The sequence below is a fragment of the Frankia sp. CcWB2 genome, assembly GCF_977927585.1.
In genome coordinates this window covers 15,057-25,334 of record NZ_CDWRCM010000006.1, presented here as the reverse complement: position 1 = coordinate 25,334, position 10,278 = coordinate 15,057, and the positions used below count along the sequence as shown (strand labels likewise).

The following is a 10,278-nucleotide window of genomic DNA, read 5'->3' as shown; positions in this document are numbered from 1 at the left end:
GTGGACAGAGCGGCGGGCTGTCCGTCCGCCGCCGGGCCGTAGACCCGGTTGATCGCCAGGGCGAGCACCTGGCCGGTGTTCGGCTGCACCATCGCGACGCTCGCCGCCACCCGGTTCCCGATCGGGATGACCTCGGTCGCGGCCGACTGCGCCGCCTGTTGCGCCACCGGGTCCAGCGTCGTTCTGATCGTGAGGCCGCCCTCGAACAGCAGTCTGCGCGCGTCCTCCTCCGTCGGGGCGAAGGATCTGTCGTTCAGCAGCCGCTGGCGCACGAGGGCGCAGAAGAACGGCGCGACCGAGTCGGCGCAGGGATCGGCCGAGTGGGGCGGCCGGTTGAGCACCACCTCGCCGTCGTGCGCCTGGTGAAAGGCCGCCGCGTCGATGTGATGAAGTTCGAACATGCGGTCGAGGACCACGTTGCGCCGTTCCCGCGCCGCCTGCGGATGCATCACCGGGTTGAAGGCGGTCGGGTTTTTCACCAGGCCGGCCAGCAGCGCCGCCTGCGGCAGGGTGAGCTTGTCGACGTCGACGTTGAAGTAGTGCTGCGCGGCTACCTGGACGCCGTACGCGCCATCGCCGAAGTAGGCGATGTTGAGATAACGCTCGAGGATCTCGTCCTTACTCAGATGGGCTTCGAGGTACAGCGCATAACGCGCTTCCCGAAGCTTGCGCTGGACGGTCTGCTCGGTCGCGGCCTCCTTCGCCTCGGCCGTCGTCGCGGACATCAGAAGAACGTTCTTGACGTACTGCTGGGTCAGGGTCGAGCCGCCCTGGGTGACCTCGCCGTTCTCCCGGTTGGTGAGATACGCCCGGACGAGACTCTTGTAATCCAGCCCGTCGTGCTCGTAGAACCGGGAATCCTCGATGTCGATGATCGCCTGACGCATCACCGGCGGAACGCGGCCCAGGGACACGACCTCGCGGTCCTGCTCCCCGCGCAGCACGGCGAGGACGTTCCCCCGCGCGTCGAGGACGCGCGACGCCTGGGCCAGCGGGGGGACAGCCAGGTTGGCCGGCAGGTCGAGGAAGTCGTCCGTGCCGCCCTTGACGGTCAGTCCGGCCGCCCCCACCACCGGCAGGGCCAGCATGCCGACGAGCACGCCCGCCACCACGCTGATCACACCGGCGCCGAGCAGCCGCGTGGCCACGAACCCCAGCCGGCGGGCCGATGATGCGATGGGACGAGGCGCGGGCTGGTCGACGTCGCCGAAGCGGAGTTCGTCAGGCTCGTACCGGCGCCCCGGTACACGATCGCGGGCGGAATCCTCGAACCGCCCACGACCGGGCGTGGGGTGCCCAGGGGGCGCGGTCATCCAGGGACCTCCGTCCAGCCAGGCTGGGCCACCCGTCGGAGCATACGGGCCAACATTCGATCAACAAGCGCCACCCCCGCCGCCCCGATTTCCACGAACACCGCAAGGCGGCGGCCCATCGCAGCCGATAATGCCGTGAGCTGGGACGTCGCAGTTCCAGCCCCGGCCGGCGACCCTGCCGGTCCCGGGCGCGCCCCGGAGGACCGTGACAACCTCCGCACCGGCTGCCCCGCCGTCCACGCTCCACACCTCTACTTTTAGGCGTCATCGTGATTTCTGTCCCACAGTGGGGCAATCTCGTCAAAACGGAAACGAAGCGATGAAGAACCCGCACCACCTCCGAGCCGATACCTCATTGTCACGCAACAGACATGCGGAAGTCACAGACAGCACTACCATGGCGATCCGGATCAATGGCCCGGACTAGTCATTTGGACAACCACCCGTGTGGGGTCTGTGCCGTGGCCACGCCACTCCGTACGGTTTCGGGGCAACGCCACGTCACCACCCGCACGGGCCCCTGACCCGGACTCGAGAAGAAAGGCAGGTGGCATGACCAGAAGCCTGACCCCCACCGTCAGCACGCCACGCCGTGCCAACACGACCCATCTCGTGGGTTCCACCGTCGACGGCGACTGGACGGCCCACGCCGCCTGTCGCGACCTCGACCCGGATGAGCTGTTCGTCCAGGGCGCCGCCCAGAACCGGGTGAAGACCCGGTGCTTCGGCTGCGCCGTCCGCACCGAGTGCCTCGCGGACGCTCTCGACAACCACGTCGAGTTCGGCGTCTGGGGGGGCATGACCGAACGGGAGCGTCGCGCGCTGCTACGTCGCCGCCCGGACGTCACGTCCTGGCGGAAGCTGCTCACGGACGCCCAGGCCGATCACAGATCGGCCTCCGCCGGCTGATTCAGCGGTGGTCCGACCAGTCCCCCAAGGCCGATCGGATCCTTCGCCGGCTATTCCCGCCCGAGGACAACGTCGTCCCGGTCCGGGATCACACACATCCGCTGTCAACCGCGTTCTCTCGCCCGGATGAACCGGGGCTCGCCGATCAGGATGATCAAGCTGATCAAGCGGTCCGATCCAGCCGTTCGTCACGCGCGAGCGCATCGCCGATCTCCCGCAGTCCGACGAGATCGTGCACGTCTTCCGACAACGCCTCCACCTCCACCATCGGGGTGTCGGGATGGGCGCTGGTGAACCGCTCCCGCAGCCGCGCCTCCCGGCTCGCTAGCCGGACCCGATCGGCGTGGATGCGCAGCACCGCGGCGGCAAGCGGATGCTCCCCGTGCTCCTCGAGGTTCTCGGCGGCGGCGAGGCTGCGCTCGACGTTGAGCGCCTCGGCATCGCTGTGGTGCATCCGGTTCACGACCAGTCCGGCGAGGGGCATCCCCTCCGCGTCGAGCCGATCGACGAAGTAGGACGCCTCCCGTAGCGCCGCGGCCTCGGGCGCGGCGACCACGATGAACGAGGTGCCGGGATCGCCGAGCAGGCGGTAGGTCTCCTCCGCCCTCGCCCGGAAGCCACCGAACATCGTCTCCAGTGCCGCCACGAACTGGCTGACGTCGGTCAGCAGTTGGGCGCCGAGCACCTTGGTGAGGACTCGAGTGAACATGCCGAGGCCGGCGCCGAGCACCTTCACGTACGCCCGCCCGCCGGCCTTCGCCGGCGCGAGCAACAGTCGTAGCAGCCTTCCGTCGAGGAAGGCCCCGAGCCTCGTCGGAGCATCGAGGAAGTCCAGTGCCGACCGGGTCGGGGGCGTGTCGACCACGATCAGATCCCACGTGCCGGTGGCGTCGAGCTGGCCGAGCTTCTCCATCGCCATGTATTCCTGGGTGCCGGCGAAGGAGGACGACAGCGACTGGTAGAAGGGGTTGGCAAGGAGGGCCTCGGCCCGCTCGGGGGTGCTGTGCGCCAGGACGATCTCGTCGAACGTCCGCTTCATGTCCAGCATCATCGCGTCGAGGCGACCACCGGCGGCACCGGCCACCTCGCGTGGGGTGTTGTCGAGCGCGGTCAGGCCTAGGGCCTGGGCGAGTCGCCGCGCCGGGTCGATCGTCAGGACGACGACGTTGCGCCCGCGCTCGGCCGCCCGCAGCGCGAGCGCCGCGGCCATGGTCGTCTTGCCGACCCCACCCGAGCCACAGCAGACCACGATTCGTTCCGTGTCGAGCATCGCGTCGACGTCGAGCAGTGGCACGCCGGCCGGATGCGGACGCGTCCGGCGCGTTCCCGGCCCGCCGCGACGCGCCGCCGACTGCCGGACGCTCCCCGCTGCCGGCCTTCGCCGCCCCGCGGACGGCCCGGCGGACGGCGCCCCGGGTTCCCGCCGTGGTGCACCGGGCGTCGGGCACGCGGAGCTCATGCCACCATCTGCTGCGCCCGCAGCATCTCCGCGAACCGGTAGACAGTGCCGAGGTCGACGCCGTCCGCGACCAGCGGCACCTCATACACGGGGCGGCCGAGCCCGGCGATCTCCGCACGCTCAGCCGCCTCCAGCGCGACGCGATCGGCGTGCTGGGCCGCCTCCCAGGCCAGCGCCTCGACCAGCTCAGGGGTGGGCTCCATCCCAGCCTCCTTGATCCCGGCGGCAATCTCCTCCCGGTCCAGCTCCCCGCGCCGGGCTAGGCGGGACTCCTTCGCGCGCAGCAGGGGCGGGCGGGTCATGTTGACCACCACACCGCCGAGCGGCAGACCAGCACGGGTCAGCTCGGCCACGCCGTCCACCGTCTCCTGCACCGGCATCTCCTCGAGGAGGGTGACCAGATGCACGGCGGCCCGATCGGGCGCCAGCACGGCCATCACGCTGTCGGCCTGGGCCCGGATCGGCCCGACCTTGGCCAGCCCCGCCACCTCCGCGGTGACGTTGAGAAACCGGGTGATCCGACCAGTGGGCGGCGCGTCGAGCACCACCGCGTCGTAGGCCAGCCCTCCCGGCCGGGTGGCGTCGGGCCGGTTGACCGCCTCCTTGACCTTGCCGGTGAGCAGCACGTCGCGAACCCCGGGAGCGACGGTCGTGGCGAAATCCACCGCGCCGATCCTGCCCAGGGCCATCCCGGCCCGCCGCAGGTTGTAGAACATCTCTAGATACTCCAGCAGGGCCTCGTCCGCGTCGATCGCCAACGCGAACACCTCCCCGCCGCCGGGAGCGCTGGCCACCTTGCGCTCCCGGTAGGGCAACGGAGGGGTGTCGAACAGCTGCGCGATCTGCTGCCGGCCCTCGACCTCGGTGAGCAGGACTCGACGACCATCGGTCGCAAGCGCCACGGCCAGCGCGCCGGCCACGGTCGTCTTGCCGGTACCGCCCTTGCCGGTAACGATGTGCAACCGCCGGTCCCATGGACCGGCCACCTCGCTACTCACTTCCTTGGTCACGGTGTTCTCACTGTCGATCACAGCGTTCTCGCTGTCGGTCACGGTGTTCTCGCCGTTCACAGGCTTGACCGTACCCGCGTGCACGGTCCCCACCACGGTGGTGAGCCGGGAGAAAACCCGCGGCGCACCGCGGGGCGAGCCAAGGTAGGGGATGTGGGGAGAGGTGACCGGGACGATGTGGCGGCGAAGGCTCGGGCCCGGTGACACGGGTGTCCGGAACCGTCGGCGCGATGCTCTAAGGTCCGGTGTCATGCAGACGAAGTGGGAGTACGTGACGGCGCCGGTGCTGATCCACGCCACCAAGCAGATTCTCGACAACTGGGGTGAGGACGGCTGGGAGCTGGTCCAGATCGTTCCCGGTCCCAACCCCGAGAGCCTCGTCGCCTACTTCAAGCGTCCCAAGAGCCAGTCCTGACATGGCCGCACCGAGCGAACGCCTGGCGGCGCTGGGCCTGACGCTGCCGCCGGTCCCGACCCCGGCCGGCGCCTACCTTCCCGCGGTCCGGGCGGGCGGCCTGATCTGGACGGCCGGTCAGCTCCCGCTGGTGGACGGCCGGCTGGCCCACACCGGCCTGGTGGGCGCGGGCGCCGAGGTGACCGTCGAGCAGGCCGCGGAGCTCGCCCGGACGGCCGCGCTCAACGCGCTGGCGGCAGCGGCGTCGGTGGCCGACGGACTCGACGGGATCACCCGGATCATCAAGGTGGTTGGATTCGTCGCGAGCGCCCCCGGCTTCACCGGCCAGCCAACGGTCGTCAACGGGGCGAGTGAACTGCTCGCGGCGGTCTTCGGCGAGGCCGGTCAGCATGCCCGCTCGGCCGTCGGTGTCTCGGCGCTGCCGCTGGGCGCACCGGTCGAGATCGAACTGGTGCTCGGGGGGGTAGTAGGCGGTCCCGCCGGTGCCGGCCTCGGGATCGCGGCGGCGCGCCGCGGCCGCCGGGACAAACAAACCCCGCCTCGGCACCAACGGCTCTAGCATCTGGGCAATGGTTGACCACAAGGCTGCCCTGATCGCTCGGCTGCGCTGGTCCCCGGCCGACGGAGGCCGCCGCGACGAGGTGACGGCGCGCCATCCGCCCGCGCCACCCGCGGCGGTGCGCGATGCCTCGACGGTCGTGCTGCTGCGCGACGCGCCGGGTAACCAGGGGATCGAGGCATACCTGCTGCGCCGGGCAGCGACCATGGCGTTCGCCGGTGGGATGTACGCATTCCCAGGTGGACGAGTAGATCCGGCCGATATGGGGCCGGACGTGCCCTGGGCGGGTCCATCGGTCGCCGAGGTCATGCACGCGCTCGACGCTGATCCCGCACTCGCCCGCGCGCTCGTCTGTGCCGCCGTGCGGGAGACCTTCGAGGAATGCGGGATCCTGCTGGCCGGCGCGGTGGCGGGCGAGGACGGCCGGCTCGGCGGCGGCCCGGAGGCGCTCAGCGATCAGCTGCGGGCCGCCGAGCGCCTCGCACTGGAACGGCACGAGCTCGGCCTGAGCGCCCTGCTCCGCAAATACTCCCTCGTGCTGCGGGCCGATCTCCTCGCCCCCTGGGCCAGATGGGTGACTCCCGAGACCGAGCCGCAACGGTACGACACCAGGTTCTTCGTCGCGGCGCTTCCCACGGGCCAGCATCCCGGCCAGCCCTCCAGCGAGGCGGACCGGATGCAGTGGATACGCCCCGCGGACGCCCTCGAACGCCATACAGCCGGGACGATGGACATGCTGCCACCCACCGCGTTCACCCTCGCCGAACTGTCCGAATACGACGACGTCGCGGCGGTGCTGGCCGCCGCCCACGCCCGCGACCTGTCGCCGATCATGCCGAGGATTCTGGTCAGCGGCGGCGAAGCGCGCCTCCTGCTGCCGCATGACGAGGCATACGACGACCCGGGAAACCACGACGATCTGCGGGACGCGGGCCCCGCCGACCGGGCGCAGCAGTAGCCATGGCCGCGCCTCGACAGATCACTCCCCTGGCCGCCGTGCTTCTCGCTCCGAATCCGGGCCCGATGACGCTCGACGGCACCAACACCTGGATCCTGCGCGCCGCCGGCGAGGAGAGGTGTGTGGTCGTGGACCCCGGCCCGGACCACGCCGGACATCTGGCGGCGGTCGCGGCGGCCGGCCGCGTCGACCTGATTCTGCTGACCCACGGCCATGTCGACCACAGTGCCGGCGCGGCCACGTTGCACGATCTCACCGGCGCCCCGGTCCGGGCGCTCGACCCCGTCTTCCGGCTGGGATCGGAGGGGCTCACCGCCGGCGATGTGATCGCCACGGCCGGCATCGAGCTCCGGGTCCTCCCCACTCCGGGGCACACCGCCGACTCGTTGTCGTTCTTTCTACTCGGGGAAGACAAACCACTCGGGGAAGACGGGCCGCCCGGCGGAGACGAGCACCCCGCGGATTACCGGGACCGGCCGGAGCCGGGCCCGGCCTCCGGTGGCCTCCTGCCCGGTCCGGCGGTGCTGACCGGAGACACGATTCTCGGGCGTGGCAGTACCGTGGTCGCCCACCCGGACGGCCGTCTCGGCGACTACCTGGACAGCCTGCGGCTGCTGCGGGAACTCGGCGAGACCACCGTGCTGCCCGGCCACGGCCCCGAACTGCCCGCGGCCGGCCACGCGGCCGAGCGATATCTGGCTCACCGCCACAGCCGACTCGACCAGGTGCGGCGTGCTCTGGTGGACGCCGGGGTCGACGCCGCGGAGGCGGATGCGGCCGACGTGGTCCGCCGGGTCTACGCGGACGTCGACCGCGCCCTGTGGTTCGCGGCGGAACTGTCGGTCCGCGCCCAGCTGACCTACCTGCGGGAGCACCCCGACGGCGCCTGATCAGCCCAGCCGGCCAGCCGGCCAGCCGGAAGGCCGATGGCGAGCGGCACGTCCGTGGCAGCGGTAGCCGGACGGCCGCCTCACACCACCGAGAGATATCGGGACACCACCGAGAGATATCGGATCGATACCACGCGGTGGTATCGCACCACGCAGCGGTATCGCAGCAGCATCGACGCGGCTGCGGTCGGTCATCCGACAGGACGGGATTCGGGGAAGGAGACCCAGGCCACTAAACTCTGGCACGGAGGGAACCGCCCGTGCGCAGGATGACGATTTCGACCAGCCGGAAACCGGGCGACCGGTCCGGCCCCCCACCCACCGGCCACCCGGACGGGAGGCCCCACCCATGGTGATCACAGCTCCGCACACGGGCCCGCTGCGGTGCCCCCGGTGCAGCTCCGCGGCCGTTCCGGGCGGACGATTCTGCTACCACTGCGGCTTGGAGTTCACCTCGGTCGAGAGTCCCGCGGTAGATGCTTCCGAGCGCCGGGTCGTCACCGTTCTGTTCGGTGATCTGTCCGACTTCACCGCCTGGGCGGAGGATCGCGATCCGGAACGCGTCGGGGAGATGACCGATCGGGTCCTCGCCGCCCTCGCCCACGAGATCGACGAGGTCGGCGGCCGCGTCGACAACCTTACCGGCGACGGCATCATGGCCGTCTTCGGGGCCCCCACCGCCCATGAGGATGACCCTGAACGTGCCGTTCGGGCCGCCGCCGCGATGCAGGAGACCGTTCGTCGGCTGGTGCTCACCTCCACGGGGGGTGACGATGACGGCCGGCTCGGCCTGCGGGTGGGCGTCAACACCGGCGAGGTCCTCGCGGGGGTGCAGGCCGCACTCTCCTACACCGTGATCGGCGATACCGTGAACACCGCAGCCCGGTTGTCGGCCGCGGCCACGATCGGCACCGTCTACACCGGCCGGGAGACCGCGCTCGCCACCCGGTCCGTGGCCACCTGGCGAGAGCTGCCCGACCTGGTCCTCAAGGGCAAGCGGGAGCCCGTCCCAGCCTATGAGCTGGTGAGCCTGCGCCCGTCGAACGTCGCCCGCCCCGGACTCGCCGACGACGCCATGTTCCTCGGCCGGGACGCCGAGCTCGCCTCGCTGACCGATCTGTTCGACCTGGTCGTCACCAACCGGTCACCCGAGGTGGCGCTGATCACCGGGGAGGCCGGGATCGGCAAGACCCGGTTGGCCGTCGAACTCGCCTGTCGGGCGGAGCGGACCCCCGGCACGACGGTGCTCTGGGGACGGACGGTCCGGCACGGTGACGGCCACGGGCTGGCGCCCCTGGTCGACGTCGTTCGCAACGCGTGCGGGGTGACCGACGGCGACTCCCTCGACCGGGTGGCCGACCGCGTCCGGCGAACTGTGGCGGGGCTGGCGCATCCGCACAGCGGTGCCCGGCTGCCACCCGGCATCGCCGACCGACTGCTGCTGCTGCTCGGCGTTCCGCTCGACCGGCGGTCCGCCGTCGCCACCGCGGCGGCTCCGGGGGATCCGGCGGCCCGGGCCTCGCACATCGCGGAGGCCGAACAGCGGTCCGTCGACGCGACGGTGGACGCGGTCGCCCTGCTCCTCGGCGCGCTCGCGTCCTCCGGGCCCATCCTGGTCATGATCGACGATCTGGAATGGGCGACCAGCCAGCTCAGCGACGCGATGAGCCGGCTGGCCTCGGCGTTGTCCGGACCGGTTCTGCTTGTGCTGCTGGACCGGACGGGTCCACGGCTCGCCGAGCTGCCCCACATCCATCGCATCGCCCTGCAGCCGCTGAGCCTCGAGGCCTCCAGCCGCCTGTTGCAGGATCATCTCGGCGGGGTGCAGCTGGAGCCCCGCGGCCGGGCCGATCTGCTCTCCCGGGTGCATGGCAACCCCTTCTTCCTGGTGGAGCTGCTCAACCTGCTGATCGACCGCGGAATGCTGCACCAGTCGGCCGAGACAACCAATGGGGAGTGGCCGGGTTGGGTCCTCGAGGGCTCCCTGACGGAGGCGACTCTTCCCGCCGGGGTGCAGTCGGTGCTGGCCGCCCGCATCGACGATCTCGACCCGGTGGCCAAGGCGGTGCTGCGCGCGGCGGCGGTGCTCGGCCCGCGGTTTCCAGCCGAGGCGCTGCCGGTGGTCGACGAACGGCCCGCCGAGGAGGTCACCCGCGCGCTGCGGGTACTGACCGAGCGCCAGCTCGCCCGGCCGCCCCGGGCGACGGAGACGAGGTGGCGGTTCGTCCATCCCATGGCCCGCGACGCCGCCTACGCCGGGCTGCCCAAGGTCGAGCGGGCCCGCCGGCACGCCACGGCGGCGCGCTGGGGGGTGACGGCGATGGTCGGCAGCTCGCGGGCCGTCTCCACCTTTGTCGCGAACCACGCCCTGCGGGCCTATGACCTGGCCGCATCGATGAACCTTCCCGCCACCGATCCGGCCTGGTCGTCCCGGATGTCCGGGTTCCACGCACATGTCCGGCTGGCGCGCGAGGCGCTGGCCCGAGACGATCATCGGGCCGCCGCCGACCTGCTGGCCAACGCGCGCCGTCTGGGCCGCGGCATCATCGACCCGGATGAGGACAATGCCGCCCGCGTGCTGCACGCTGAGGCCCTGGTCGCGCTGCGCCAACTCGACGAGGCCGAACGCACGCTACGCCCCACGCTACGGGCCAACGCACCCGCCCGACGGGCCGCCGCCTTCTCCGTGCTCGGCGAGCTGCGCCAGAAGCAGGGACGCGCCGAAGAGGCGGCGCAGTGCCTGCTCACCGCCCTGGAATCGGCGC

At 71.3% G+C, this 10,278-nt stretch carries 8 protein-coding genes and 1 pseudogene; 6 read left to right on the top strand and 3 right to left on the bottom strand.

Annotated features, from left to right (window positions below; translation table 11 throughout):
- A partial coding sequence (locus ACY45C_RS01735; RefSeq protein WP_462185936.1) for a transglycosylase domain-containing protein occupies positions 1-1,088 on the bottom strand: 1,088 nt, incomplete at its 3' end.
- Between the two features lie 777 nt (positions 1,089-1,865).
- On the opposite strand from ACY45C_RS01735, the gene ACY45C_RS01730 reads away from it, so the two are divergent.
- Entirely contained in the window at positions 1,866-2,222 is a 357-nt protein-coding gene (locus ACY45C_RS01730; protein ID WP_462185921.1) for a WhiB family transcriptional regulator, read from the top strand.
- 163 nt (positions 2,223-2,385) lie between these two features.
- Here ACY45C_RS01730 and ACY45C_RS01725 read toward each other — a convergent pair whose 3' ends face one another.
- A complete protein-coding gene (locus tag ACY45C_RS01725) occupies positions 2,386-3,681 on the bottom strand; it encodes an ArsA family ATPase (protein ID WP_462185920.1) in 1,296 nt (431 codons plus the stop codon).
- Positions 3,678-4,709, bottom strand: a complete 1,032-nt coding sequence (locus ACY45C_RS01720; protein ID WP_462185935.1) for an ArsA-related P-loop ATPase — start codon at positions 4,707-4,709, stop codon at positions 3,678-3,680. The genes ACY45C_RS01725 and ACY45C_RS01720 overlap by 4 nt, the downstream gene beginning before the upstream one ends.
- A gap of 232 nt (positions 4,710-4,941) precedes the next feature.
- On the opposite strand from ACY45C_RS01720, the gene ACY45C_RS01715 reads away from it, so the two are divergent.
- From ACY45C_RS01715 to ACY45C_RS01695, 5 genes and pseudogenes are all read left to right on the top strand, one after another.
- A complete protein-coding gene (locus ACY45C_RS01715) occupies positions 4,942-5,106 on the top strand; it encodes a DUF4177 domain-containing protein (RefSeq protein WP_462185919.1) in 165 nt (54 codons plus the stop codon).
- Position 5,107: 1 nt separating this feature from the next.
- Positions 5,108-5,560 (top strand): annotated as a pseudogene (locus tag ACY45C_RS01710) (RidA family protein); the annotation flags it as partial.
- A gap of 115 nt (positions 5,561-5,675) precedes the next feature.
- Positions 5,676-6,623, top strand: coding sequence for an NUDIX hydrolase (locus ACY45C_RS01705; protein ID WP_462185918.1), 948 nt, complete (start codon positions 5,676-5,678; stop codon positions 6,621-6,623).
- Between the two features lie 2 nt (positions 6,624-6,625).
- Positions 6,626-7,513, top strand: coding sequence for an MBL fold metallo-hydrolase (locus ACY45C_RS01700; protein ID WP_462185917.1), 888 nt, complete (start codon positions 6,626-6,628; stop codon positions 7,511-7,513).
- Positions 7,514-7,862: 349 nt separating this feature from the next.
- The coding region (locus tag ACY45C_RS01695) for an AAA family ATPase (RefSeq protein ID WP_462185916.1) at positions 7,863-10,278 on the top strand (2,416 nt) is incomplete at its 3' end.